Annotated in this window: 23 protein-coding genes and 1 pseudogene; 6 read left to right on the top strand and 18 right to left on the bottom strand. The window is 72.8% G+C overall.

Going from position 1 to position 23,453, the window contains the following annotated elements:
- Positions 1 to 23 precede the first annotated feature (23 nt).
- From ACFYPJ_RS03890 to glnII, 5 genes are all read right to left on the bottom strand, one after another.
- Entirely contained in the window at positions 24 to 677 is a 654-nt protein-coding gene (locus ACFYPJ_RS03890; protein WP_389009898.1) for a LuxR C-terminal-related transcriptional regulator, read from the bottom strand.
- Entirely contained in the window at positions 662 to 1,951 is a 1,290-nt protein-coding gene (locus ACFYPJ_RS03895) for a sensor histidine kinase (protein ID WP_389009901.1), read from the bottom strand. Before ACFYPJ_RS03895 ends, ACFYPJ_RS03890 begins: the two co-directional genes overlap by 16 nt.
- A 69-nt stretch (positions 1,952 to 2,020) precedes the next feature.
- A complete protein-coding gene (locus tag ACFYPJ_RS03900; RefSeq protein ID WP_389009903.1) occupies positions 2,021 to 3,058 on the bottom strand; it encodes an NAD-dependent epimerase/dehydratase family protein in 1,038 nt (345 codons plus the stop codon).
- A 75-nt stretch (positions 3,059 to 3,133) separates the two neighbouring features.
- Positions 3,134 to 3,757, bottom strand: coding sequence for a winged helix-turn-helix domain-containing protein (locus ACFYPJ_RS03905; protein ID WP_389009905.1), 624 nt, complete (start codon positions 3,755 to 3,757; stop codon positions 3,134 to 3,136).
- A gap of 560 nt (positions 3,758 to 4,317) precedes the next feature.
- Positions 4,318 to 5,355, bottom strand: coding sequence for a glutamine synthetase (glnII, locus tag ACFYPJ_RS03910; protein ID WP_389009908.1), 1,038 nt, complete (start codon positions 5,353 to 5,355; stop codon positions 4,318 to 4,320).
- A 441-nt stretch (positions 5,356 to 5,796) separates the two neighbouring features.
- On the opposite strand from glnII, the gene ACFYPJ_RS03915 reads away from it, so the two are divergent.
- Both ACFYPJ_RS03915 and ACFYPJ_RS03920 read left to right on the top strand, forming a co-directional pair.
- Entirely contained in the window at positions 5,797 to 6,111 is a 315-nt protein-coding gene (locus ACFYPJ_RS03915) for a hypothetical protein (RefSeq protein ID WP_389009911.1), read from the top strand.
- 175 nt (positions 6,112 to 6,286) lie between these two features.
- Positions 6,287 to 6,478, top strand: a pseudogene (locus tag ACFYPJ_RS03920) (DUF2252 domain-containing protein); the annotation flags it as partial.
- A gap of 363 nt (positions 6,479 to 6,841) precedes the next feature.
- Here the strand turns inward: ACFYPJ_RS03920 and ACFYPJ_RS03925 are convergent.
- From ACFYPJ_RS03925 to glnA, 4 genes are all read right to left on the bottom strand, one after another.
- Positions 6,842 to 7,474 carry a hypothetical protein gene (locus ACFYPJ_RS03925; protein WP_389009914.1) on the bottom strand — a complete coding sequence of 211 codons (633 nt, stop codon included), beginning with the start codon at positions 7,472 to 7,474 and terminating at the stop codon, positions 6,842 to 6,844.
- A gap of 2 nt (positions 7,475 to 7,476) precedes the next feature.
- On the bottom strand, positions 7,477 to 8,394 hold the full coding sequence (htpX, locus tag ACFYPJ_RS03930) for a zinc metalloprotease HtpX (RefSeq protein ID WP_389010150.1): 918 nt from the start codon (positions 8,392 to 8,394) through the stop codon (positions 7,477 to 7,479).
- Between the two features lie 149 nt (positions 8,395 to 8,543).
- Entirely contained in the window at positions 8,544 to 8,801 is a 258-nt protein-coding gene (locus ACFYPJ_RS03935; RefSeq protein ID WP_389009917.1) for a hypothetical protein, read from the bottom strand.
- 118 nt (positions 8,802 to 8,919) lie between these two features.
- A complete protein-coding gene (gene glnA / locus ACFYPJ_RS03940; RefSeq protein WP_389009920.1) occupies positions 8,920 to 10,329 on the bottom strand; it encodes a type I glutamate--ammonia ligase in 1,410 nt (469 codons plus the stop codon).
- A 211-nt stretch (positions 10,330 to 10,540) separates the two neighbouring features.
- Here glnA and ACFYPJ_RS03945 point away from each other — a divergent pair, with 211 nt between their 5' ends.
- Entirely contained in the window at positions 10,541 to 11,008 is a 468-nt protein-coding gene (locus tag ACFYPJ_RS03945; RefSeq protein ID WP_389009923.1) for an RDD family protein, read from the top strand.
- A gap of 132 nt (positions 11,009 to 11,140) precedes the next feature.
- Here ACFYPJ_RS03945 and ACFYPJ_RS03950 read toward each other — a convergent pair whose 3' ends face one another.
- From ACFYPJ_RS03950 to lipB, 4 genes are all read right to left on the bottom strand, one after another.
- Positions 11,141 to 11,842: a DUF4191 domain-containing protein gene (locus ACFYPJ_RS03950; RefSeq protein ID WP_389009926.1), complete on the bottom strand. Its 702-nt coding sequence runs from the start codon at positions 11,840 to 11,842 to the stop codon at positions 11,141 to 11,143.
- A gap of 75 nt (positions 11,843 to 11,917) precedes the next feature.
- On the bottom strand, positions 11,918 to 12,115 hold the full coding sequence (locus ACFYPJ_RS03955; RefSeq protein ID WP_389009928.1) for a hypothetical protein: 198 nt from the start codon (positions 12,113 to 12,115) through the stop codon (positions 11,918 to 11,920).
- Between the two features lie 274 nt (positions 12,116 to 12,389).
- The gene (gene lipA, locus ACFYPJ_RS03960) at positions 12,390 to 13,355 is read right to left on the bottom strand and encodes a lipoyl synthase (RefSeq protein ID WP_389009931.1); all 966 of its coding nucleotides are present in this window, start codon (positions 13,353 to 13,355) and stop codon (positions 12,390 to 12,392) included.
- Positions 13,356 to 13,521: 166 nt separating this feature from the next.
- Positions 13,522 to 14,334, bottom strand: coding sequence for a lipoyl(octanoyl) transferase LipB (lipB, locus tag ACFYPJ_RS03965; RefSeq protein WP_389009933.1), 813 nt, complete (start codon positions 14,332 to 14,334; stop codon positions 13,522 to 13,524).
- A gap of 237 nt (positions 14,335 to 14,571) precedes the next feature.
- Here lipB and ACFYPJ_RS03970 point away from each other — a divergent pair, with 237 nt between their 5' ends.
- Positions 14,572 to 16,032 carry a regulator gene (locus tag ACFYPJ_RS03970; RefSeq protein ID WP_389009936.1) on the top strand — a complete coding sequence of 487 codons (1,461 nt, stop codon included), beginning with the start codon at positions 14,572 to 14,574 and terminating at the stop codon, positions 16,030 to 16,032.
- A 260-nt stretch (positions 16,033 to 16,292) separates the two neighbouring features.
- On the opposite strand, the gene ACFYPJ_RS03975 is transcribed toward ACFYPJ_RS03970, so the two are convergent.
- Both ACFYPJ_RS03975 and ACFYPJ_RS03980 read right to left on the bottom strand, forming a co-directional pair.
- Entirely contained in the window at positions 16,293 to 17,663 is a 1,371-nt protein-coding gene (locus ACFYPJ_RS03975) for an NAD(P)/FAD-dependent oxidoreductase (protein WP_389009939.1), read from the bottom strand.
- A gap of 161 nt (positions 17,664 to 17,824) precedes the next feature.
- Complete coding sequence (locus tag ACFYPJ_RS03980) at positions 17,825 to 18,718, bottom strand: TIGR01777 family oxidoreductase (protein ID WP_389009942.1); 894 nt, start codon at positions 18,716 to 18,718, stop codon at positions 17,825 to 17,827.
- Positions 18,719 to 18,926: 208 nt separating this feature from the next.
- Here ACFYPJ_RS03980 and ACFYPJ_RS03985 point away from each other — a divergent pair, with 208 nt between their 5' ends.
- The gene (locus ACFYPJ_RS03985; RefSeq protein WP_389009946.1) at positions 18,927 to 19,415 is read left to right on the top strand and encodes a GNAT family N-acetyltransferase; all 489 of its coding nucleotides are present in this window, start codon (positions 18,927 to 18,929) and stop codon (positions 19,413 to 19,415) included.
- Positions 19,416 to 19,418: 3 nt separating this feature from the next.
- Here ACFYPJ_RS03985 and ACFYPJ_RS03990 read toward each other — a convergent pair whose 3' ends face one another.
- Positions 19,419 to 20,603: a MarP family serine protease gene (locus ACFYPJ_RS03990; RefSeq protein WP_389009949.1), complete on the bottom strand. Its 1,185-nt coding sequence runs from the start codon at positions 20,601 to 20,603 to the stop codon at positions 19,419 to 19,421.
- Positions 20,604 to 20,794: 191 nt separating this feature from the next.
- Here ACFYPJ_RS03990 and ACFYPJ_RS03995 point away from each other — a divergent pair, with 191 nt between their 5' ends.
- The gene (locus ACFYPJ_RS03995) at positions 20,795 to 21,616 is read left to right on the top strand and encodes a peptidoglycan recognition protein (RefSeq protein ID WP_389009952.1); all 822 of its coding nucleotides are present in this window, start codon (positions 20,795 to 20,797) and stop codon (positions 21,614 to 21,616) included.
- 146 nt (positions 21,617 to 21,762) lie between these two features.
- Here ACFYPJ_RS03995 and ACFYPJ_RS04000 read toward each other — a convergent pair whose 3' ends face one another.
- Together ACFYPJ_RS04000 and ACFYPJ_RS04005 are read right to left on the bottom strand one after the other, a co-directional pair.
- The gene (locus tag ACFYPJ_RS04000; RefSeq protein WP_389010153.1) at positions 21,763 to 22,281 is read right to left on the bottom strand and encodes a DUF4240 domain-containing protein; all 519 of its coding nucleotides are present in this window, start codon (positions 22,279 to 22,281) and stop codon (positions 21,763 to 21,765) included.
- Between the two features lie 53 nt (positions 22,282 to 22,334).
- Positions 22,335 to 23,318, bottom strand: a complete 984-nt coding sequence (locus tag ACFYPJ_RS04005) for a helix-turn-helix transcriptional regulator (protein WP_389009955.1) — start codon at positions 23,316 to 23,318, stop codon at positions 22,335 to 22,337.
- Between the last annotated feature and the right edge of the window lie 135 nt (positions 23,319 to 23,453).

Raw genomic sequence — 23,453 nt, forward strand, 5'->3', positions numbered from 1 at the left:
GAAGGTCCGGAAGGGCCGTGCGGTCAGCGGTCGTGGTCGAGGTAGGCGAGGACCGCCAGGACCCGCCGGTTGTCGTCGTCCGACACCTCAAGTCCCAGTTTCGCGAAGATGTTGGAGGTGTGCTTCGCGATCGCCCGTTCGGTGACGACGAGCTGCCCGGCGATCGCCGCGTTCGACCGGCCCTGCGCCATCAGCTCCAGCACTTCCAGCTCCCGGGGGGTCAGCCCGCCCAGCGGCCGGTCGGCGGCCACCCGCCGGGACAGCAACTGCTGGATCACCTGCGGGTCCATCGCGGTACCGCCCGCCGCCACCCGGCGTACGGCGTCCACGAACTGCTCGGCGTCGAACACCCGGTCCTTCAGCAGATACCCCACCCCGCCGTCGCCGTCGGCGAGCAGTTCGCGCGCGTACAACTGCTCCACGTGCTGCGAGAGGACCAGCACCGGCAGCCCCGGCCGGTCCCGGCGGGCCGCGAGCGCGCACTGCAGGCCCTCGTCGGTGTGCGTCGGCGGCAGCCGTACGTCGACCACCGCCACGTCCGGCCGCAGCTCGGCGAGCGCCCGGGTCAGCTCGGGGCCCGACTCGACGGCCGCGGCGATCTCGAAGTCGTAGGCCGCCAGCATCCGCACCAGCCCGTCCCGCAGCAGGAACAGGTCTTCGGCTAGGACAACACGCACGGAATCTCCATGGTCACCATGGTGGGACCGCCCGCGGGGCTGCTGACGGCCAGGATGCCGTCGAATGTACCCAGTCGCCGTTCGAGCCCGGAGAGGCCGGAACCGGTCCCGAGCACCGCGCCGCCCCTGCCGTTGTCGGTGACCGCGATCCGCAGCGCCCCGCCGTCCTCGGCCACATGGTGCAGATCGACCCAGATCCGGTCGGCGCCGGAGTGCTTGACCGCGTTGGTGAGCACCTCGCTGATCGCGAAGTAGGCGGCCGACTCGACCGGCGCGTCCGCCCGCCCGTCCAGCTCCACGGTCACCTCGGTGGCCACCGGCAGCCGCAGCGCCAGCGCCCGTACGGCGTCCCCGAGCCCGCGTTCGGCCAGCACCGGCGGATGGATGCCCCGTACCAGGTCACGCAGTTCGCCCAGGGCTTCGGCGGAGTTGCGGCGGGCCTGCGCGAGCAGCTGCCGCGCCTGCGCCGGGTCCTTGTCGAGCAGCGCCTCGACGGTCCCCAGGTCCATGCCCATCGCGACGAGCCGGGCCTGCGCGCCGTCGTGCAGGTCCCGCTCGATGCGGCGCAGCTCGGCGGCGGAGCTGTCCACCGCGTCCCGCCGGGTCTCGGTCAGCACCCGCACCCGCTCGGCGAGCCCGCTCCGACCGGCCCCGAGCACCGAACGCGTGAGCAGGAAGTGGACCCGCAGCAGCGCCGGGACGAGGGCGTACGCGACGCCGGCCAGCACCAGGCCGAGCAGCCCGGCGAGCAGCGCGCTGCCCTGCCCGGAGACCGGCACGAAGCCGTACCAGTAGAAGACCTGGCCGCCGTCCGTGTACGGCCGCCACACCCCGGCCGCCAGCGCGATGCCCTCCAGCGGGTAGCACAGCAGGACCGCGGGCAGCAGCGCGGTGGCGAACCCGGCCGTCATGTCCGTCACGAGCCAGCCGAGGTCCCGCCAGGCCGCCGGGTCGCCGAGCATGCCGAAGGTGCGCGTCCACGGGTTGGCGCCCGCGGGGAGCGGCCGGTACCCGGGCGGTATCCGCACCCCGCACCACCGCGCGGCCACCAGCCGCCGCCAGTTCGCGAACGCCCGCACCCCGGTCAGCACCCAGGGCGTCGTGACGATCCCGATGCCCAGCACGATGAACGCGATCGACAGGACGGACAGCACGAAGAGGGTGATCGAACCGGCGAGCGCGACGACCGCGAGGGCGAGTCCCCGCGCGCCGGCGAGCACGACGGCGGCTGTCCGGCCGCCGGAGTTCCTGGGGTGTCCGCTCCTCGTGTCCATGCCGCCCAGTCTCGCCGAACCGGCAGCGTCGGTCACGGGGGCGGAACCCCCGGTCAGGGGTGGTGGCAGTTACACCCCCGGCCGCCCCGGCACGTCCCCGGCCGCTCCCGGGGCGGCGGCGAGCACCCGCGCCTCCACCTCCGGGTCGAGGCCCTTGCAGGTGCGGTCCGGCCGTTGCGGTGCCCGGCCGCCGATCTCCCGCAGCCACGCCCAGGTGTCGGCGACGGTCTCGCCGACCGGACGGCACACCAGCCCCGCGGCCAGCGCCCGTGAGACGTCCGCGCGGTGCAGGGCCTCGTACAGGTCACCGCCCGGCGGCACCCACACCGGCAGCTCCACCCACGGTTCGATCCCGGCGTCCAGCACCGCCTGCGGATCGATCCAGCGCAGTTGCGCGTCCGCGCCGGTCGCCTCGGCGCACGCCGCGAGGAGGCCGCCCATCGTGGTGTGCCCGGGCGGGCTCACCAGGTTGTACGGGCCGCCGAGCCCCCGCTCCACCGCCCCGAGGGTCCATTCGGCCAGATCGCGCACGTCGATGTACTGCACGGGCAGCTCGCGCGGGCCGGGTGCCAGGACCGGGCCGCCGCGGGCGATCCGGGTCAGCCACCAGGGCAGCCGGCCGACGTTCTCGTACGGGCCGAGGATCAGCCCGGCCCGCACCAGCAGCGCGTCGTCCGCGCCGAACGCCGCCACGGCGGCCAGCTCCCCGCCCCGCTTGTCCCGTGCGTAGTCGGTCTGCCCGGCACCGGCCTCCGCGCCCTCGACCAGCGGCGCGTCCTCGCCGCGCGCGCCCGCCGGGGGATAGGCGTACACCGAACGGCTGGAGACGTACGCATAGCGGCCGGCCCGGTCCCGCAGCAGCCGCGCCGCGTCTCGCACCGCGCGCGGTGCCGCCGACCAGGTGTCGACGACGGCGTCCCACGGGCCGCCCGCGGCGAGCGCGGCGAGCCCGTCGGCGGCGGTGCGGTCGCCGTGCAGCGACCGCACGCCGAGCGGGGCCGCGTGGCGTCCGCGGTGGAAGACGGTCACCTCCCAGCCACGCCGGAGCGCCGACTCCGCCACGGCCCGCCCCACGAACTCCGTACCGCCCAGCACCAGAAGTCTCATGCCGGTCACTGTGCCCGGTGCGGTCGCGGGGCGGAACCGGATCCGCCGACAGCGGAGCGTGCGGTCCTGGCCCGGTCAGCGTCCGGTCGGCGGCGTGTACTTGTAGCCGACGCGGCGCACCGTCTGGATCGCCCGGCGGTGCTCGGCGCCCAGCTTGCGGCGCAGCCGGGCGATGTGGACGTCCACGGTGCGTCCGTCGCCGACATGGCCGTAGCCCCACACCGTGGTGACCAGCTGGTCGCGGGTGTGCACCCGGCCCGGATGCGCCACGAGGTGGGCGAGCAGTTCGAACTCCAGGTAGGTGAGGTCGAGGTCGCGGCCGTCCACCTGGGCGGTGCGCTGGGCGGTGTCGATGCGCACCAGCGGGTCGCCCGCGGGCGCGGATGCCGGGGCGGGCCCGGTCTCCGCCTCGTCGGGCACCGCGGCCGGCGGGAAGGGCAGGTGCCGGTCGGCCGGGACCAGCACCAGATAGCCGACCATCGGCGGCTGCCCGGGCAGGCTGGGCACGGTGTGCTGCGGCGCCGGCAGCCAGGTGGCGCCCGGCAGCAGGTCCGCGACGTCGTTCAGGCCCTCGACCGGGGCCGGGCGGGGCGGGATCCAGTCCTCGTCCCGGTCGACGGCGCGCAGCCGGTGCCGGGTGCCGGACGGCTGGGACGCGGAGGGGAGGGCGGCGGTATTGAGAGGACGCGTGGTCGCCATGAGAGGTCAGCTCTTTCGCGCGAGAGGTTCGTCGGGCGGGTCGACGGCCGCGACTCGTGGTCGGGCACGCCGGTACGTTCGTCGTTTCGCGCTGGCCGAAGGCCGGGATGTACGGCTTTAGAGGGCCCGCGCGTTCCACGCGCGGCAACACACCCGGTCGAAGTCGTGGTGCTGACGGGAAGGCCAGAACGGCTCAAGGTCGTTGCGACCCGTCGCGGTGTGTTCCTGGATGCCGACCATGGGCCCATTGAAGCAGACGGCGGCCCGCAGCAGGACCCTCCGCTCACTGCTCGGACGCTTCCTTGGCGGGAAGTTGACGAAGCCCGGTGCCGGTCGTCGGGTCTTTGCCGCCGGTCAGCCGGGTCCCCGTTGCCGGTCGTCGGGTCCCCGTCCGGGGCCGGGGACGCTGTCGCCCGGCGCGGCTCGGTGCTGCCCGGCGTCGATCGGTACCGGGGCCGGCGCCTCCAGGTGGCTCCGTGCGGTGCGCGGGTGCCCATGCGAAAGGGCGCCCACCGGCTGTCTCCAGCGGTGGGCGCCCCTGCGCGCGGTCTTGGCGCGGATCAGACCTGGCCGGCCTTCTCCAGCGCGGAGCAGCAGGTGTCGACCAGGAGCCGGGTCACCACGTACGGGTCGACGTTGGCGTTGGGACGGCGGTCCTCCATGTAGCCCTTGCCGTCCTTCTCGACCTGCCACGGGATGCGGACCGAGGCGCCGCGGTCGGAGACGCCGTAGGAGTACTTGTCCCACGGGGCGGTCTCGTGCAGCCCGGTCAGGCGCTCGTCGATGCCGGCGCCGTAGTGCTTGACGTGGTCGAGCGGCTTGGAGCCCTCGCCGAGCGACTCGCACGCGGTGATGATCGCTGCGTAGCCGTCGGGCCCTTCGCGCATCGCCTTGGTGGAGAAGTTGGTGTGCGCGCCCGCGCCGTTCCAGTCGCCCTTGACCGGCTTCGGGTCGAGGGTGGCGGAGACGCCGAAGTCCTCGGCGGTGCGGTAGAGCAGCCAGCGCGCCACCCACAGCTCGTCGGCGACCTGGAGCGGGGACAGCGGACCGACCTGGAACTCCCACTGGCCGGGCATGACCTCGGCGTTGATGCCGGAGAGGCCGAGTCCGGCCTTCAGACAGTTGTCGAGGTGGGCCTCGACGATCTCGCGGCCGAAGATCTCGTCGGCGCCGACGCCGCAGTAGTAGCCGCCCTGCGGGGCCGGGAAGCCGCCCTCGGGGAAGCCGAGCGGGCGGGAGCCGTCGAAGAAGGTGTACTCCTGCTCGATGCCGAAGACCGGCTCCTGCGCGGCGAACCGCTCCGCCACCTCGGCCAGCGCGGCCCGCGTGTTGGAGGGGTGCGGGGTGAGGTCGGTGTTCAGGACCTCGCACAGCACCAGGAGGTCGTCGCCGCCGCGGATCGGGTCGGGACAGCTGAGGACCGGCTTGAGCACACAGTCCGAGGCGTGCCCCTCGGCCTGGTTGGTGGAGGACCCGTCGAAGCCCCAGATCGGCAGCTCGGCGCCCTTCGCGGCGTCCCCAAGGATCTTCGTCTTGGAACGCAGCTTGGCCGTCGGCGCGGTGCCGTCGATCCAGATGTACTCGGCCTTGAAGCTCACGGGCTACTTCCTTCGAGGTGGGTCAGGGCGTACGCGCGGGTGCCGCGGTGCTACGGCACCGGGGCGCCGCGTCTCTTGCCCGGCAGCCTGTCAACGGGCGGTTTCCCGGCCATTGCCCGCCTGTGAACCACGTGTTACCCGGGGCCTGTCCTGCGGCGCACGTTCCGGAGCGGCCGGTGCGGGTGGAGCGGACCCTGCGCCATGCGCCGTACAGCGGACCGTGCACCATCCGCCGTGCCCGTACCCCGTGCCCGCCGGAGGTGCGCGCACCCACCCTCTGTTCGAATTTTCCGGCTCCCCTCCTGTCCCTCCCCGAACTGCCGTGACATGCTGTCAATTTCACCCCTCACCAGCTGCTTTGACGCATCTCATGGCTCCTCGAATGTCAGTGGCGGGCAGTAGAATGGAGGCAGTGTTCGAGAACGCGACAGGAGAATGCCTGTGCCCGCTGCCGCACTGAAGCCGAAGCCGTTGCCGACCCAGTCCACCGCGAAGCGCCCCGTCCAACTCGAACTGCCGTACGCACCGATGATGAAACGTCCCCTGCCGCCCGGGCGCCCGCGCGAGTGGTACGTGACGCACAACCGCCGCCTCAAGGCGATGCGGCTCGCCATAGCCCTGCTCGACTCGGGCGTCTACGTTCCCCGGCAGGCCCACAACGACACGATCCGCAGCACGGCGGAACTGATCGGCGTCCACCCGCCGTCGGACATGACGTGCCACATGGTGCGGGCGTTCATGCGCTACAGCCGCTGAGGCCGGTGCCGGGCACCCCGCCCGCGGGGTGCCCGCCGCCGTCCGGCCGGCCGTTCACGCACGGGCCACCGGCCGGTCCCGTCACCGGTTCGCCGGGCTGGACATGCGGACGCCCGGCATGCCGACTTCACTTCGATCAGATCAGGAGGTGACGGGAGCCAGGGAGGCGAGGCGTATGCCCACGGCCGTGGGCCGTGCAGACAGTGGCAAGGCCGCCCGCAAACGAGTGTCCCGCTCCGCGCACGCCGGGTGGCTGCCGCCCGTGGACCGCCCCGACCCGGTCGCCGTGCTGGAGGAGCAGGGCCGGGACCGGCTGCCGGAGCTGCTGCCGATCCGGTACGGACGGATGGCCGCCTCGCCGTTCGCCCGGTCGCCGACTTCGCGCTCCGCTACGCCGGCCAGACCGACGCCGACCACGCGGCTCTCGGCGCCGCCGTCGCCGCAGGGGTGGTACGGGCGGCCCCGGGGCTCTGACCGATCCGGGAGATCCGCGGGTGCGGAACTGGCGACCGGTGACCCAGGGCCCCGGCGACCGGCGACCCGGGGATCACGGGCGGCTCGCGGCGGTCCCTGTGCGCGTGGGGGCGGGCCTGCGAGGCGGGCCCGGTGGCCGGGCGGGTACGGAGCGGGGCCGGGCCGGGACCGGTGAAAACGGGGTCGAGCCGGAAGCCGCCCGGGCTCCGGAGACGCCCGGGTCCTCGGGGTCTCCCGCGCGTCTCCCCGGGTCGGGTCACAGCCCGGGGGCGCCCCACACCGGGAACCAGCGGCTCAGGTCCTCCTCGATCCGCAGATCGTCCGCGAGGGCCGACTTCACCTGGAGTTCCAGCGCGTTGTCACGCCGCTCGGCGGTGCCGGGCAGCGGTGCGAAGGGATAGAAGGTGCCCCGCTTGTAGAGATACACCAGGGCCAGCCGCCGCCGGCCGCCCGCCGCGTCCTTGTTCTCGAACCCGGCGAGGGAGCACAGCAACTGCGGGCCGAAGCCGTTGACCTCCATCGAGCTGTTCACCGCGTGCAGGTCGTTGACCAGCTCGGGGAGCTGGTCCGGCGTGCGCTGCGACACCAGCCAGGAGTAGCCGTAGTCGTCCTGCCGCAACTCCACCGGCGGGGCCCCCGGCACCGCACCCCGCTCGTGCAGCGGCGACCCCGCGCGCTCGGCGTCCGCGTCCAGCAGGGCCCGTACCTCGCGCTGCGTCTGCTCGAAGGCCGCGCCCTCGACCGACGCGAAGCACACCGCGCCACAGCCGGTCGGGGTGAACCCGGCGGCGGCCTCCAGCGCCACGGCCGCCGAGGGCAGCGCGAACAACTGGTCCAGGTCGGGCGCGACGGGCTTCGTACGCCCGAGGAGGATGTCCAGGAACCCCATGCTCAGCCCGCCTTGCCCGGCATGGCCGCCTCGCCCAGCTCGGCGGAGATCCGGCTCAGCTGCTCAAGGCGCTTCTCCAGGCTGGGGTGGGTGGAGAACAGCCGGGACAGGCCCGGCTCGGCGCCCAGCGCCGGGCTGAAGTAGAAGGCGTTGAACGCCTGTGCCGTGCGCAGGTCCTTCGTCGGGATCCGGGCGATGTCCCCGTCGACCTTGGTCAGCGCGGAGGCGAGGGCCGAGGGGCGGCCCGTCAGGAAGGCGGCGGCCCGGTCGGCGGCCAGCTCGCGATACCGGGACAGCGCCCTGATCAGCATGAAACTGATCGCGTACACGGCCGCGGAGACGCCCATGATGACGGCGAAGACAGCCAGGGTGTTCTGGTCCCGGCGCCCGCGGAACAGCTCCGAGTAGAAGGCGAACCGCACCATGAGACCGGCGAGGACGCCGAGGAAGGACGCGACCGTGATCACGGCGACGTCCCGGTGCGCCACGTGCGACAGCTCGTGCGCGAGCACGCCCTCCAGCTCCGCGGGCTCCAGCCGGCGCAGCAGGCCGGTGGTCACGCAGATCACCGCGTGATCGGCGTTGCGGCCGGTCGCGAACGCGTTCGGCATGTCGATGTCCGACACGGCGACCGCGGGCTTGGGCATGTCCGCCTGGGCGCACAGACGGTCGATCACGCCGTGCAGGTCCGGATACTGCTCGCGCTCCACGATCCGGCCGTGCATGGCGTACAGCGCGATCCGGTCGGAGAACCAGTACTGGGCAAGAAGCACCCCGGCCGCGATCACCACGACCAGCAGCCACGACTTCAACACTGTGATCAGCACGGCCACGAAGGCCACGTACAGCAGACCGAGCAGGAACAGTGTGGTCACCATGCGCACGGTCAGCCGTCGGTCGCTCCTAAAGCGGCTCTGCATCTGCATCACCCCGCAGTCACGCACTCGTCCCGCTGTCCAGTGTGCACCTGGCGGGGGTGAAGGGGGTGTCGGGATCGGCCCTGGTGCGGGCAAAGATTCGGTGCCGGTGCAGGCAGCGACATCAGCGGGGCGACCTCAGCAGAGGGGCCTCAGTAGGGCGACCGGGTCTGGGCCCAGCCCAGCAGCAGGATCACCGCGGCGACGCAGCCGAGCACGATCGCCGTCGATATCCAGGAGGAGCGGCGCGGGGCGTGCCGCTCCGGGGCGGCGCGGAACGGGGCGGGATCGGGCGGGTTCTCCTTCCAGCGGGCGGCGAGCATCCTGGCCCGGGCGGAGGGCTCCTTGTGCTCGGCCGCGCCGGCCCACTTGATATCGAACTCGCGTTCGAGATCGTCCTGCTCGGACATCCCGGAGCCCCCTGCGTCCCGATGGTTTCTGTCGAACAATTGTGCCGCACACCATACGGCGGCGCCCCCGCCCTGCAAAACAGGGGCGGGGGCGCCGGGGCCTCGCGTGCGGGTCGGGTCACACGTCGAAGTACAGCTCGAACTCGTGCGGGTGCGGACGCAGCTGCAGCGGAGCGATCTCGTTCGCGCGCTTGTAGTCGATCCACGTCTCGATCAGGTCCGGGGTGAAGACATCGCCCTGGAGCAGGAACTCGTGGTCGGCTTCGAGCGAGGCGAGGACGGCCGGGAGCGAGGTCGGGACCTGCGGGACGCCCGCGTGCTCCTCCGGGGCCAGCTCGTACAGGTCCTTGTCGATCGGCTCGGCGGGCTCGATCTTGTTCTTGATGCCGTCCAGGCCCGCGAGGAGCAGGGCCGAGAAGGCGAGGTACGGGTTGCCGGAGGAGTCGGGCGCGCGGAACTCGACGCGCTTGGCCTTCGGGTTGGAACCCGTGATCGGGATACGCATGGCCGCGGAGCGGTTGCGCTGCGAGTAGACCAGGTTCACCGGGGCCTCGAAACCGGGCACCAGGCGGTGGTACGAGTTCACCGTCGGGTTGGTGAAGGCCAGCAGCGACGGGGCGTGCTTGAGGATGCCGCCGATGTAGTAGCGGGCGGTGTCCGACAGGCCCGCGTAGCCCTGCTCGTCGTAGAACAGCGGCTCGCCGCCCGTCCACAGCGACTGGTGGACGTGCATGCCCGAGCCGTTGTCGCCGAAGATCGGCTTCGGCATGAAGGTCGCGGTCTTGCCGTTGCGCCAGGCGACGTTCTTCACGATGTACTTGAACAGCTGGAGGTCGTCGGCGGCGGCCAGCAGCGTGTTGAACTTGTAGTTGATCTCCGCCTGGCCGGCGGTGCCCACCTCGTGGTGCTGGCGCTCGACCTTCAGGCCGGCCTTGTCCAGCTCAAGGCTGATCTCGGCGCGCAGGTCGGCGAAGTGGTCGACCGGCGGGACCGGGAAGTAGCCGCCCTTGTAACGGACCTTGTAACCGCGGTTGTCCTCCAGCGCGCCGGAGTTCCAGGCGCCGGCCTCGGAGTCGATCTCGTAGAAGGCGCCGTTGGCCCGGGTCTCGAAGCGGGCCGAGTCGAAGACGTAGAACTCGGCCTCGGGGCCGAAGTACGCGGTGTCCGCGATCCCGGTGGAGGCGAGGTAGGTCTCCGCCTTCTTCGCCACGTTGCGCGGGTCGCGGGAGTACTGCTCGCCCGTGATCGGGTCGTGGATGAAGAAGTTGATGTTGAGGGTCTTGTCGCGGCGGAAGGGGTCGATCCGGGAGGTCGACAGGTCCGCGCGCAGCGCCATGTCGGACTCGTGAATGGCCTGGAAACCACGGATCGACGATCCGTCGAAGGCCAGCTCCTCGTCCGGGTCGAACGCATCGACGGGCACTGTGAAGTGCTGCATCATGCCCGGCAGGTCGCAGAAACGGACGTCGATGAACTTGACGTCCTCGTCCGCGATGTACTTCTTGGCCTCGTCGGCGTTCTGGAACATCCAGCTCCTCCTACTCCCGACCGTCCTGTCGCCGGGGCGGTAGATCGTTCGTGCGGCCAGTGCGGTGGCACACGTTGCGACGACCCTAGGGACGGGTGATTTCTCGGGCGTGACCCATTTGTTTCGCTGAAGTTAACCGGCCCAGGTCCCACCGTAGCCCCGGCGGACCCCGCCGTCTCCCGCTCGAATGCGGGCGCAGTACCGTGGGCGGGTGGACAACAGGCAAGCATTGGGATCGTGGCTCTCCGGGCCCCGCGCGGCCCTGGAAGAGGCGGGTGCCGACCTCGGATACCGGGGTGAACGGCTCGGTCTGCCGCAGGAGGGGCCGGGCTCGATCGCCCGCCCGGGCCGTCGGCTGGGCGCGCTGGCCGTGGACTGGGGGCTGTGCCTGCTGATCGCATACGGCCTGATCACGGACAGCTACAACCGGGCGGCCCAGGTCTGGGCCCCGCTCATCCTCTTCGTCCTGATCCTGCTCACCGTCGGTACGCTCGGCTTCACGCCGGGCAAGCGGATCTTCGGCCTCCGTGTGGTCGCCCTCGACACCGGCCGGGTCAACCCGCTGCGCGTCCTGCTCCGCACGGTCCTGCTGTTCCTCGCCCTCCCGGCGCTGATCTGGGACCGCGACGGCCGCGGCCTGCACGACCGCCTGGCCCGCACGGTGGAAGTCCGCAGCTGACCGCCGCGTAGGACGAAGTCGCGTACGACGACGCGTACGACGAAGGGGGCGGCCGGAGTGATCCGGCCGCCCCCTTCGCTTGCCGTCGCCGTCCAGCGGCCGACGTCGTCGTACGGGAACCAGGTGAAGGGGTCAGCGGGGCTTCTGGCCGCCCTTCGGCATCCGCATGCCCTTGGGCATCGGGCCCTTCGGCAGCGGCATGTTGCTCATCAGGTCGCCCATGGCGCGCAGCCGGTCGTTGGTGGCCGTCACCTGCGGGCCGGTCAGGACGCGCGGGAACTTCAGCATGGTCGTACGCAGCTTCTTCAGCGCGATCTGGTTGTCGCCGGTGCCGACCATCACGTCGTGCACGGGCACGTCCGCCACGACGCGGTTCATCTTCTTCTTCTCGGCGGCCAGCAGGGTCTTGACGCGGTTCGGGTTGCCCTCGGCGACCAGCACGATGCCGGCCTTGCCGACCGCCCGGTGCACCACGTCCTGGCTGCGGTTCATCGCCACCGCGGGGGTCGTCGTCCAGCCCCGGCCGATGTTGTCGAGCACGGCCGCGGCGGCGCCCGGCTGGCCCTCCATCTGCCCGAAGGCGGCCCGCTCGGCGCGGCGGCCGAAGACGATCGCCGCCGCGAGGAAGCCGAGCAGCAGGCCCAGGATGCCGAGATAGACCGGGTGACCGATCAGAAAGCCGATCGCGAGGAGGACACCGAAGGTGACGATGCCGACAGCCGCGAGTACAAGACCGATCGTCTTGTCGACCTTGCGGGTCATCTTGTACGTCAGGGCGATCTGTTTCAGTCGCCCGGGGTTCGCAGCGTCCGCTGCGGATTCCTTCCTCGCCATGCCACGAAGTCTACGTGGCCCGGGAAGCGCCTTCGACGGCAGTGTCCTTGGCGGCCGGATCCGGGCCGGCGGGCGTCAGGAGCGGGTGGCGGCACGCTCCAGGACACGCTCCGCCTCGACCCGGTCCTGGGCGCGGCGGCGGTCCTCCAGGACCGAGGTCCAGGCGTTGCGGCGGGCGGTGCGCTGACCGGCGCTCATGAGCAGAGACTCGACGGCGCGGAGCGCGCCGGTGAAGCTCGGAACGGCGGTGGCGCGGACGGGCGCGGCCTGCATGGTGGAGGTCCCCCCTCGAAACGGCTCCGGGAACGGGTGCGCGTGGCGTGAATCCAGTGTCACGGTTCGGTGTTACCAGGGCGTGACCAGCCGGTCAAACACCGATGACGACGGGAAACAGGGGGCCGAAACGGTGACGCGGCCCCGGCGAGCGCCTCTCATCTGGGAGGACGGCCGGGACCGCGGTTCACCCTGACTCTACTGGCGGGTAACGAGGTGTGTGCGAACTCATACGAGTCCACGGCCCTTACCGCGCAAGCGAAGTGACGGCCGGTCAGACCGCCTGGGCGGCGATGAACGCGCCGCGCTTCTCGACGGCCATCCGGTACAGCCGCCCGGCACGGTAGGAGGACCGTACCAGCGGTCCCGACATCACGCCCGAGAAGCCGATCTGCTCGGCTTCCTCCTTCAGCTCGACGAACTCCTGCGGCTTGACCCAGCGTTCCACGGGGTGGTGGCGCACGGACGGGCGCAGGTACTGGGTGATGGTGATCAGCTCGCAGCCCGCGTCGTGCAGCTGCCGCAGCGCCTCGCCGACCTCCTCGCGGGTCTCGCCCATGCCGAGGATCAGGTTGGACTTGGTGACCAGGCCGTAGTCGCGGGCCTCGGTGATGACCTTCAGGGAGCGCTCGTAGCGGAAGCCGGGACGGATCCGCTTGAAGATCCGCGGCACCGTCTCGACGTTGTGCGCGAAGACCTCGGGCCGGGCCGAGAAGACCTCCGCCAGCTGCTCGGGGACCGCGTTGAAGTCGGGGGCCAGCAGCTCCACCTTGGTCCGGCCGCCCTCGCGGTCGGCGGTCTGCCGGTGGATCTCGCGCACGGTCTCCGCGTACAGCCAGGCGCCGCCGTCTTCGAGGTCGTCGCGGGCCACACCGGTGATGGTGGCGTAGTTCAGGTCCATCGTGACCACGGACTCGCCCACCCGGCGCGGCTCGTCGCGGTCCAGCGCCTCGGGTCTGCCGGTGTCGATCTGGCAGAAGTCGCAGCGCCGCGTGCACTGGTCGCCGCCGATGAGGAAGGTCGCCTCGCGGTCCTCCCAGCACTCGTAGATGTTCGGGCAGCCGGCTTCCTGGCAGACCGTGTGCAGACCCTCGCTCTTGACCAGGTTCTGCATCTTCGTGTACTCGGGGCCCATTTTCGCCCGGGTCTTGATCCACTCGGGCTTGCGCTCGATGGGGGTCTGGCTGTTGCGGACCTCCAGGCGCAGCATCTTGCGTCCGTCTGGTGCGACTGCGGACACGACCGGCTCCTAGCGATTGATTCTTCGGCGACTTTCAGGGTACGCCCGTTGATTTGAATGCCCGGCGGTGGTGCTCACCCGGCTGCGGCTGCCGTTCGCCGGGTCCTGCTCCGGCCGGAACCGCGTGGTTCGTCAAGCGTCGGGCGGGGGGTTTTATGCCGCCGCGTCACGCCGCCGGCTGCTCGGCCGGACTCCGCTCGATCTCCCGCGGCTTCAGCTCCGCGCTCTCCAGGATCTCCCGCAGGTGCCGTTCCACCGTGGGCAGCACCTCCGCGATGGTGAGGTCGCGGCCCAGCTCGGCGGCGAGGGAGGTGACGCCCGCGTCCCGGATGCCGCACGGGATGATCCGGTCGAACCAGGTGGTGTCGGGGTTCACGTTGAAGGAGAAGCCGTGCATCGTGACGCCCTTGGCGACCCGGATCCCGATCTGGGCGAGCTTGCGGTCCTCGCGGCGCTGCCCGGCGTTGGACGGGGCGTACTCCGGGCCGTTGAGGCGCGGGTCGAACTCCTCGTCGGTCAGGCGCGGGTCGAGGTCGAGGGTGAGGCCGCCGATCGCCGGGCGCCGCTCGACCGGGTCGCCGAGCACCCACACCCCGCTGCGGCCCTCGACCCGGCTGGTCTCCACGCCGTACTCCGCGCAGGTGCGGATCAGCGCCTCCTCCAGCCGGCGCACGTGCGCGACGACGTCCACGGGGCGCGGGAGCTTCTGGATCGGGTAGCCGACGAGCTGGCCCGGACCGTGCCAGGTGATCTTGCCGCCGCGGTCCACGTCGATGACCGGGGTGCCGTCGAGCGGGCGTTCGCTGTCCTCGGTGCGGCGGCCGGCCGTGTAGACGGGCGGGTGCTCAAGGAGCAGGACGGTGTCCGGGGCCTCGTCGGCGAACCGCGCCGCGTGCACCCGGCGCTGCTCGTCCCACGCCTCCTGGTACTCGACCGCGTCCGCGCCGAATCCCATGCGGACGAACCGCAACTCACTCACGGCAAGCGCCTCCCTAGGGCATTGGCTGTGTCAGGTGCGTAACGCGCCCAAGTCACTGTACGTCCGGCCGTCACGCGTCAGCCCTGGGGTCAATCCTCACACGATCGGATGAATGAGTGTCGATATGTGCGACCGCCTGCTCACTCTCCGCTACATTCGCGCCGTCCATGAGGCCATAAGGGCTGCTCACAGGCAATCCGGGCAAGTCGGCCCGGGAGGCAGGAGACCGTACCGCACATGACGGAACGACCCGCGCAGCGCACTCCCAACCGCCAGCTCGCCGCGCTCATCGCGGAAGCGGGGTTCTCCAACGCGGGTCTGGCCCGCCGTGTGGACCAGCTCGGTCTGGAACACGGACTGGACCTCAGATACGACAAGACGTCGGTGACCAGATGGCTCCGGGGCCAGCAGCCGCGCGGCACCACGCCCGCGCTGATCGCCGAGGTCTTCACCCGCCGGCTCGGGCGCCGGCTCACCGCCCAGGATCTCGGCCTCGACGCCTGTGCGCCGGTGTACGCCGGGCTGGAGTTCGCGGCCGGCCCCGAAGAGGCCGTCGACATCGTGAGCGGGCTGTGGCGCAAGGACTCCGGCAGCCATGCCGAGCTGCGCAAGATCGCGTTCACTGCGGCGGGCCTCGTGGTGCCCAGCCGGGACTGGCTGATCGGCCGGGCCGACGACAAGGTGGCCCGCGGCGAGCCCGCCGCCCGGGTGCCCGCGCAGGGCCGTCCCGGAGCCGCCGAGCGGGCGCTGCCCCTGCCGCCGCGGCTGCGCGGCCAGGCCGACCGCGGACCCGCCCACAAGGTCACCGGCGGTGACATCGCCGCCCTGCGGTCGGTCGGTGAACTGTTCCGCGTCCTCGACGACCAGTACGGCGGCGGCCACGCCCGGCAGGCGCTCGTGCGCTACCTGGAGCACGAGTGCGAGCCGATGCTGCGCGGCGTGTACGGCGAGCAGACCGGCCGCCGGCTGTTCGCCGCGGCCGCCGACCTCACCCGGCTGGTCGGCTGGACGTCGTACGACATCGCCGCACACGGACTCGCCCAGCGCTACTTCGTGCAGGCGCTGCGGCTCGCCCAGGCGGCCGGGGACCGTGCCTACGGCTCCTACGTCCTGGTCACCATGAGCCGGCAGGCCGTCTACCTCGGGCACGGGCGGGAGGCGGTCCAACTGGCGCGGGTGGCGCAGCAGGGGGTCGGGACCGGCGCCCCGCCCGTCGTGCAGGCGCTGCTGCACTCCGTCGAGGCGCGTGCGCACGGACTGCTGGGCGAGGTGCGGGCGTGCACCGGCGCACTGGTACGGGCCGAGCGCGCCTTGGAGGTGTCCCGGCCCGGTGACGACGTGCCGCACTGGGCGCGCTTCTTCGACGAGGCGCAGCTCGCCGACGAGTTCGGGCACTGCCACCGGGATCTGCAGCAGTACCGGGCCGCCGCCCAGCACGCCGAGCGCTCCCTGCAACTGCGTGCGCCGGTGTACGCCCGCAGCCGGCTGTTCTGCCGGGTCGTCCTCGCCACCGCCCGCCTCGGCCTCGGCGAACTCGACCAGGCGTGCGCACTGGGCGCGGAGGCCGCGGGGCAGGCGACGGAGATGCGGTCGGTGCGGGCACTGGAGTACGTCAGGGACTTCGAGCGGCGGCTGGAGCCGTACAAGGATGCTGCGCCGGTTCGGGGGTATCGCGACCACGTCGCTGCGCTTGGCTGAGCGGTGGGGCGGTGGGGCGGGGCCGGAGTGGGCTCCTGGCCCCGCCCCGGACCTGCCCACCGCCTTGGCCTGCGGCCCGGGGCTGGCCTCCGTCTTGGCCTGCGGCCGGGACCGGCGTCCGGCCGGGTGCCCGGTCTGTGGTCTGGCCTGGCGGCGGCGGTGGGTTCGGTGGGTTCGGTGGGTTCGGGGGTGGGGGGATCGGTGGTGGGTTGGGTGCGGGTGGTTGGGGGGTGGTTGCGCAGTTCCTCGCGCCCCTGTGGTCAGGCTGCTTTTCGCAGGGTCGGCAGGGGTTCTGCTCGGTTCATCGAGCCTGTGCCCAGGTCTGACAGGATCGCTGCTGTGGCCCGGTGGGCCGAGTGCAGGGCGCCCTGCACGGTGCTGGTGTCGCGGTGGTCGCCGCACACGTACAGGCCCGCGAGCAGCCGGACCGGGCGGCGCAGGTCGTGCGGTGGGCGCATCGCGGGCACCGCCTCGGGGGTGTGGTGCACGGCAAGGGTCTCCCAACGGTGGGTCGAGGTGCCGTAGAGCCGGGCCAGGTGCATGCGTACGGCGGTGTCGACGCCCTCCGGGGGAGTGCCCAGGACGGTCGAGGAGATCAGCGCGCGGCCCGCGGGCGCGCGGCTCGGGTCGACGTGGCTGACCACCGCGGTGTGCGCGACCGGGCCGCCGCGGTCGGCGTCCAGCAGCAGCGCGGCCCCGGTCGTCGGAGGCTCGTCCGTGGTGTGGTGCACGACGGTCACCGGGTGGAAGTCCGGCACCCGCAGGCCGGGCAGCAACTCGGCGGCGGCGCGCGCGTCGGTGGCCAGCAGCACGGCCCGGCAGCGGATCTCGCCGTGCTCCGCGGTGGTCACCGAGGTCGTCGAGACGGACGTGACCCGCACGCCGGTGTGCACCGTGCCCGGTGGCAGCGCTCCGGCCAGCAGGTCCGGCAGTGCCTCGGCCCCGCCCTCCGGCACGCACATCCGGCCACCCGCGAACGAGCGCAGCGCGAGGTCGGCGCACCGGCTGGACGTGGTCAGCTCCGGGTCGCACAGCAGGGCGGCCAGCAGCGGCCGCAGGAAGCCGTCGACCGTACGCGCTGGGGTCCCGCGGGCTATGAGGGCCTGGTCGGCGGGGAGTTCGGGGCGGGCCAGCAGGCGCTCCACGGGGGTCGTGGCCAGCCGGCCGAGCAGGGCGCGCAGCCGGAGCGGGGCGCCGACGTCGAGGACGCGGGCCCCGGGCCGGGTGGCCGGCATGCCCGCGGTCCTGGGCACGCCCGTACTCCTGGGGGCGGCCGCCAGGGCGCGCACCGCATTGAGTGCGCCCCTTGCGCTCCCCGCGCCCGCCGGTGCGCCCACACGGTGCCGACGCCCGTCGTGGTGCAGCACCACGCCCGGCGCGAAGGTGCGCAGGACGAGGGCGTCGAGCCCCGGAGTCAGCCGCAGTTCCGGATACGAGGTGAACAGGAGCTGTCCGATCCGGTCGAGCCGGAAGCCGTCGACCTTCTCCGTCGACATGCGGCCGCCGACGCAAGGGGCGGCCTCCAGGACCGCGGTCGTCACACCTGCACTGGTGAGGCGATGGGCCGCCGACAGTCCGGCGATCCCGGCTCCCACGACGACGACGTCCGCCTGGTTCACGGGCTCAAGCACGAGGCCCCTCCTCGACATTGCGCGGCCGGTGGGGCCCGATGCCCCGACAGGCTGCAGGGATACCCGAGTTCGGGTCGAGGGTAGGGCGGTGATCGGTCAAGGACAGTCGCGCATCAACAGGGCACGGTCGCACGACGGTCGCATACGGTCACACGCGTCCGTCACGCAGCACGGATCGCGTCCTCGGCCCCGGGGAACGCAAACGTGAAACCCGACTCCAGCAGCCGCTTGGGCACCACCCGTTGACTGCCGAGCACATCCCCGGCCAGTTCGCCCAGCGCCGTCCGCAGCACGGGCTCCGGCACCGTGAACAGGGTCGGGCGGTGCAGCACCCGGCCCAGCGCCGCGGTGATCTCACGGTTCGTCACCGGTTCCGGAGCGGTCAGATTGACCGGGCCCGACAACTCCGGGGTGTCGACGAGATGCCGCAGCGCGGCGACCACGTCGTGCAGGGCGATGAACGACCAGTACTGCCGCCCGTCCCCGAGCCGTCCGCCGAGCCCGGCCCGGAACAGCGGGAACAGCCGCCCGAAGGCACCGCCCCCGCGGGCCACCACCAGCCCGGTGCGGCCGTACACGGTGCGGATTCCGGCCTCCTGGGCGGGCGCCGCCGCCTCCTCCCACTCCACGCACAGGGACGGCAGGAAACCGTCCCCCGGCGGCGCCGCCTCGTCCACCGCCCGGTCCCCGGTGTCGCCGTAGTATCCGATCGCGCTGCCGTTCACGAACACCCGCGGCGGCTCCTCCAGCGCCGCGACGGCCTCCGCGAGCGCCGCCGTGCCCAGCACCCTGCTGTCCCGGATCGTCCGCTTGTAGGCGTCCGTCCAGCGGCGGTCGCCGATCCCGGCGCCCGCCAGATTGACCACGGCGGCACATCCGGCCAGCCCGGCCGCGTCCACGTGCTGCCGCTCCGGGTTCCAGCGGACCTCTCCCGGGCCCTCGGGCGCCCGGCGGACCAGCCGCACCACCTCGTGTCCGTCCGCGGCCAGGGACCGCACCAGAGCGCTGCCGATGAGACCGGACGCGCCGGCCACCGCGATTCGCGAACGTTCCATGGCCTCATCCTGCCCGGCGGGGCGGGCAGATCTCCGGACGACTCCCCGGCCCCTCCCGCACGGGCTCCCGGACCGACTCCCCGGGCTCTCCTGCACCGGCTCCCCAGCCCACCCCCCATGCCCTGCCGAGCTGCCCACTTCCCGCACCCGCCGCGCTCCCGCCCCCCTGTCCCGCCAAGCTCCCCGCGTCCGTCCTAAAGTTGCCGTCATGCCCGACCCGTACATACGTCTCGCCAAGCCCGCCGACGAGGCGGCGCTGAGCCTGCTCGACCGGGAGACCTGGTCGCCGCTGCATGCCGTGCAGCCCCGGCCGCAGCCGCCCTACCGGCCCTTCTTCTCCGAACGCTGCGGTCCCGGGGACCATCTCGTCGCGGAACTCGACGGCGTCGTCGTCGGCTACGTCAGGCTCGCCCTGCCCACCGAACTGGCCTGCAACGCGCACGTCCGCCAGATCCAGGGGCTCGCCGTGGCCGCATCGGCACGCGGCACCGGGGCCGGGCGGGCGCTGGTGCGGGCGGTGCAGGACGAGGCGCGGCGGCGTGGTGCCCGGCGCCTCACCCTGCGCGTCCTCGGGCACAACACCCCGGCCCGGACCCTGTACGAGTCCGAGGGGTTCGCGGTCGAAGGGGTGCTGCCCGGGGAGTTCTTCCTCGACGGGGAGTACGTCGACGACGTGCTCATGGGGCGCTCCCTGTGAGCCTCACGAGGTGACCAGGCTCCCCGTGTCCACCGCCGTCGTCGCGCCGGCGGCGCGCGCGGCGTCGCCCGCCACCTCGTCCGCCGTCAGGACGTAGCCCGTCTCGTTGTCGGAGGTCGAGCGGGCGAACACCACACCGAACACCCGGCCGCCGGTGGTCAGCAGCGGGCCGCCGGAGTTACCGGGACGCACCGTCGAGCGGATCGAGTAGATCTCGCGGGTGACCGTGGCGTCGTTGTAGATGTTCTGGCCCGTCGCCTCCACCCGGTTCGCCACCGTGGCCGCCTGGAGGTTCAGACCGCCGTCCTGCGGATAGCCCGCGACCACCGCCGAGTCCCCGCGCGCCGCGCTGTCGTCGAAGCGCAGCGCGGGCGCGTGCAGCCCCGGCACGTACAGCACCGCCACGTCCCGCTGCGGGTCGAACAGGACCACCCGGGACGCGTACACCGCCCCGACGCCGCCGATCCGCACGCTGGGGCCGTCGATGCCCGCCACCACGTGCGCGTTCGTCATCACGTGCTGCGGCGCGAACACGAACCCGCTGCCCTCGCGGCCCTCGGTGCCCGCGGAGCCCTCGATCTTCACCGTGCTCAGCCGCGCGGCGTTCGTGGCGGCGGCCGTCACGTTGTCGCCGGACGGACGGGCGACATTGGCCGTCGAGTCGTTCTCGAACGGGTTGAACACCTGCGGGAAGCCCGCCTCCGTGAGCGCGGACGTGGCACGCGAGAACCAGGCGGGCGTGGTGTCCGGCATCGCGTTCTGCACCGCGCCCAGCAGTGCCGAGTTCCGGATCGCGGACGTCACCACCGGCGACGACGAGGCGCCCAGCACGCTCGCCGCGACCCAGGCCACGATCAGCACGGCGACCGAGTTCGCCGCCGCCCCGCCCAGCCCGTCGGCCAACCGCAGCGGCCCCTGGTCCAGTTCCCGGCGCAGCCGCAACGCCAGCCGCCCGGCCAGTTCGTGTCCCACCGCCGCCGGGATCAGCACCGTCAGTACGGCGGTCACCGTGGCCGCGGTCGTCCCGCGGGTGACCAGGTTCATCACCCACGGCAGGATCCACACGCCGACGATCGCACCGCCCACGAAACCGGCCAGCGAGACGCATCCGGCGACCAGACCGCGCCGGTAGCCGGATCCGGCGTACGCGAGGATCACCAGTACGAGCAGCACATCGAGCAGGTCCACGGAGCCGCCTTTCTCTCGGACCCCTGATTACGGGCGGGACGGTCCCGGTGATCAACCGTGTGCGGGACGTCCCGGTCCGGACCTCGCCACGCGCGCGTTGTCCGCAAAAACGCCCCGGACCGGGATGATGGTTCCACCGGGTGGCACACCACACATCGCGGGCGTGCCGGGGGACACCCAGAGTGGGACCCATGTGGGCCTTCAGAAGATCGCGAAGACAACGGCAGAGACGGCCACGGGGCAGGCGCCGCCTGCTCGGACCGGCTCTGCTGCTCATCGGCTGTCTGTCGGGCGCCGCCGCCACCGGAGCGCTGCTGCTGTGGCTCCGCGGCGTACACCGCCCCCCGGTCCCGCCCCGGCACGCCCAGCCGCCGGCGCCGCGCAGCGCGCCGCTGTACCGGGCGTCCGAGCCGCACATCCTGCCGCGCTCCACCTGGCTGAACGCCACCGTGCGCAGGACGCAGCCGCCCCCGCGCTACGACGACGCGGTGGTCGCGGTGTTCGTCCACCACACTGACTCGCCCAACACCTACCGCTGCGCCGACACGCCGGAGGTCATCCGCCGCGTGTACGCGGGTCAGACCACTGCCCGCAAATGGGACGACATCGGCTACAACTTCCTCGTCGACCGCTGCGGCACCATCTACGAGGGCCGCGCGGGCGGCGTCGAACGCGCCGTCATCGGCGCCCACTCCCAGGGCTTCAACCACCGCACCGCCGGCATCGCGGCCATCGGCACCTTCACCCGGGGCATCACCGTGCCCCGCGCGATGACCGACGCGATCGCCGGCCTGATCGCCTGGAAGCTGGGCCTGTCCGGTGTGGACCCGCGCTCCGCCGCCCACCTCGTCTCCAGCAGCGCCCTCAGCCGCTACCCGCTCGGTGCCAGGGCCACCCTGCCCGCCGTCTCCGGCCACGACGCCGGCTACCGCACCAGCTGCCCCGGCGCGGCCCTGACGGCGCAGCTCCCCGAGATCAGGAAAACCGCGGCGCGTCTCCAGGGGCGGCGGTGACACCCGCTCATCGCGGCCCCGCAGCAGCCGCGGTACGGGCCCGGCAGCTCCACGGCCGCCCGCCCACGGACGCCGGCCGCGGGCGCGGCACCGCCTGACGCCCTGGCGTCCCCGCAGCACCCCGGCAGCGCGCCGTCCCCGCGGCCTCACCCCCGGAACCGCTCCCACAGCTTCGGATAGCGTTCCGCGAGGGCCCGCTCGCTCTCGAAGTCGACCGGCTCGCCCTCCGGTTCGGCGGGCGCGGGGGCCAGCCCGAGGTCCGGGGCGACGGTGCCGGTGAGCTGCTCGTACGCCTCGTCCGCCGCGTAGCCCAGCTCCTCGCCGTCGCCGTCGATCTCCTCGTCGAAGTCGTCCAGCAGGTCGGCCAGCGAGTCCGGGTCGTGCAGGGCGCCCTCGAAGACGTCCCGGCCCTGCCCGATCAGCCAGCACCGGAAGAAGTCGAAGGCGTCGTCGCTGGCCCCGTCCAGCAGCACCCAGGCGGCGCCCCACAGGTCCCAGCGGTAGCCACGGTTGTAGCGGGCCTCGAAGTGACGGGCGAAGTCCAGCACCGCGTCCGGGTCGAGCTGGGCGAGCCGCTCCACGAGCAGGTCCGCCTGCTCCTCCGGGTCGCCCTCGGCGGCCTCACGGGCGGCGTCCACCAGGTCCCAGAACTCCGTCTCGTCCATCACGGGTCAAGCATCGGGCCTGTCCGGGCGCCACGCACGCGGAGTGCGGGCCGTCAACCGCTGTACAGCCGGCCGAGCCGGGCGGCGTCCTGCGCGAACCGTTTGCGCAGGGTGTCCGGCGCCAGCACCTCCGCCTCCGGGCCGAGCGCGGTGAGCTGCGTGTACGCGACCTCCTCGGACTCGACCGGCAGCGTCGCGGTCACCCAGCCGTCCGGGTCCGCGGCGGCCGCCTCGCCCGCCGTGCGCAGCGCCTCGCGCGCGGCGAGCGGATCGACCACGTACCCGAGCCGCCGCACGCCCTCCGCGGACAGCCGTACGACGACCTCGGCGCGCAGGATCGACCGGGCGAACCGCTCGGCCTGTGCCGCCCAGTAACCGGGCAGGTCGAAGTCCTCGTCGCGGAAGAAGCGGGGGCCGTCGCCGCGGGCGGCCGTGAACCGGTCCACCCGGTAGGTCCGGAACACCCCGGCGTCCGGGACCCGCGCGCACAGGTACCAGGCGCCGGCCTTCAGGACCAGTCCGTACGGCTCCAGGGCGCGTTCCACCTCGGTCTCGCCGCGGCGGTAGCCGGCCGTGAGACAGCGGTCGTCCCAGACCGCCTCCGCGACCACGGGCAGCAGCGCCGGCGTCTCCGGCTCGCGGAACCAGCCCGGCGCGTCCAGATGGAACCGCTGCGCGGCGGTCCGCGGGGCGTCCCGCAGGCCGGGCAGCAACGCGGCGGACACCTTCAGCCGGGCCGCCGAGGCCGTGTCCGCGAGCCCCATGTCCCGCAGCGCCCCCGGCACCCCGCTCAGGAACAGCGCCTCGGCCTCGCCGCGCGCCAGCCCCGTCAACCGCGTCCGGTACCCGCCGATCAGCCGGTACCCCCCGGCCCGCCCCCGGTCCGCGTACACCGGGACGCCCGCCTCCGAGAGGGCCTGCGCGTCGCGGGTGATGGTCCGCTCCGACACCTCCAGCTCCTGCGCCAGCTCGGCGGCGGTCATGGAGTGACGGGACTGGAGCAGAAGCACCATCTTGATCAGTCGGGCGGCACGCATCCCTTCATGATGCCGCCGGCCTCTGACAACGGTCGTCCACCGGCCCATCCGGTGCGGCGGCCCCGCGACGGCCCCCGGTGCGGTGGGGTCGTCACGGGGGTATGGGGGCGGGGCGCGGGGTGCGGGGCCGCGACG

The sequence above is a fragment of the Streptomyces sp. NPDC006012 genome (assembly GCF_042871185.1).
Taxonomy (GTDB): domain Bacteria; phylum Actinomycetota; class Actinomycetes; order Streptomycetales; family Streptomycetaceae; genus Streptomyces.

Excerpts from the sequence above, each read along its gene's own strand:
- ACFYPJ_RS03895 (WP_389009901.1), bottom strand. The coding sequence starts at position 1,951 with ATGGACACGAGGAGCGGACACCCCAGGAACTCCGGCGGCCGGACAGCC.
- ACFYPJ_RS03900 (WP_389009903.1), bottom strand. The coding sequence starts at position 3,058 with ATGAGACTTCTGGTGCTGGGCGGTACGGAGTTCGTGGGGCGGGCCGTG.
- ACFYPJ_RS03905 (WP_389009905.1), bottom strand. The coding sequence starts at position 3,757 with ATGGCGACCACGCGTCCTCTCAATACCGCCGCCCTCCCCTCCGCGTCC.
- ACFYPJ_RS03925 (WP_389009914.1), bottom strand. The coding sequence starts at position 7,474 with ATGGGGTTCCTGGACATCCTCCTCGGGCGTACGAAGCCCGTCGCGCCC.
- htpX (WP_389010150.1), bottom strand. The coding sequence starts at position 8,394 with ATGCAGAGCCGCTTTAGGAGCGACCGACGGCTGACCGTGCGCATGGTG.
- ACFYPJ_RS03935 (WP_389009917.1), bottom strand. The coding sequence starts at position 8,801 with ATGTCCGAGCAGGACGATCTCGAACGCGAGTTCGATATCAAGTGGGCC.
- glnA (WP_389009920.1), bottom strand. The coding sequence starts at position 10,329 with ATGTTCCAGAACGCCGACGAGGCCAAGAAGTACATCGCGGACGAGGAC.
- ACFYPJ_RS03950 (WP_389009926.1), bottom strand. The coding sequence starts at position 11,842 with ATGGCGAGGAAGGAATCCGCAGCGGACGCTGCGAACCCCGGGCGACTG.
- ACFYPJ_RS03955 (WP_389009928.1), bottom strand. The coding sequence starts at position 12,115 with ATGCAGGCCGCGCCCGTCCGCGCCACCGCCGTTCCGAGCTTCACCGGC.
- ACFYPJ_RS03970 (WP_389009936.1), top strand. The coding sequence starts at position 14,572 with ATGACGGAACGACCCGCGCAGCGCACTCCCAACCGCCAGCTCGCCGCG.
- ACFYPJ_RS03980 (WP_389009942.1), bottom strand. The coding sequence starts at position 18,718 with ATGGAACGTTCGCGAATCGCGGTGGCCGGCGCGTCCGGTCTCATCGGC.
- ACFYPJ_RS03985 (WP_389009946.1), top strand. The coding sequence starts at position 18,927 with ATGCCCGACCCGTACATACGTCTCGCCAAGCCCGCCGACGAGGCGGCG.
- ACFYPJ_RS03995 (WP_389009952.1), top strand. The coding sequence starts at position 20,795 with ATGTGGGCCTTCAGAAGATCGCGAAGACAACGGCAGAGACGGCCACGG.
- ACFYPJ_RS04000 (WP_389010153.1), bottom strand. The coding sequence starts at position 22,281 with ATGGACGAGACGGAGTTCTGGGACCTGGTGGACGCCGCCCGTGAGGCC.
- ACFYPJ_RS04005 (WP_389009955.1), bottom strand. The coding sequence starts at position 23,318 with ATGCGTGCCGCCCGACTGATCAAGATGGTGCTTCTGCTCCAGTCCCGT.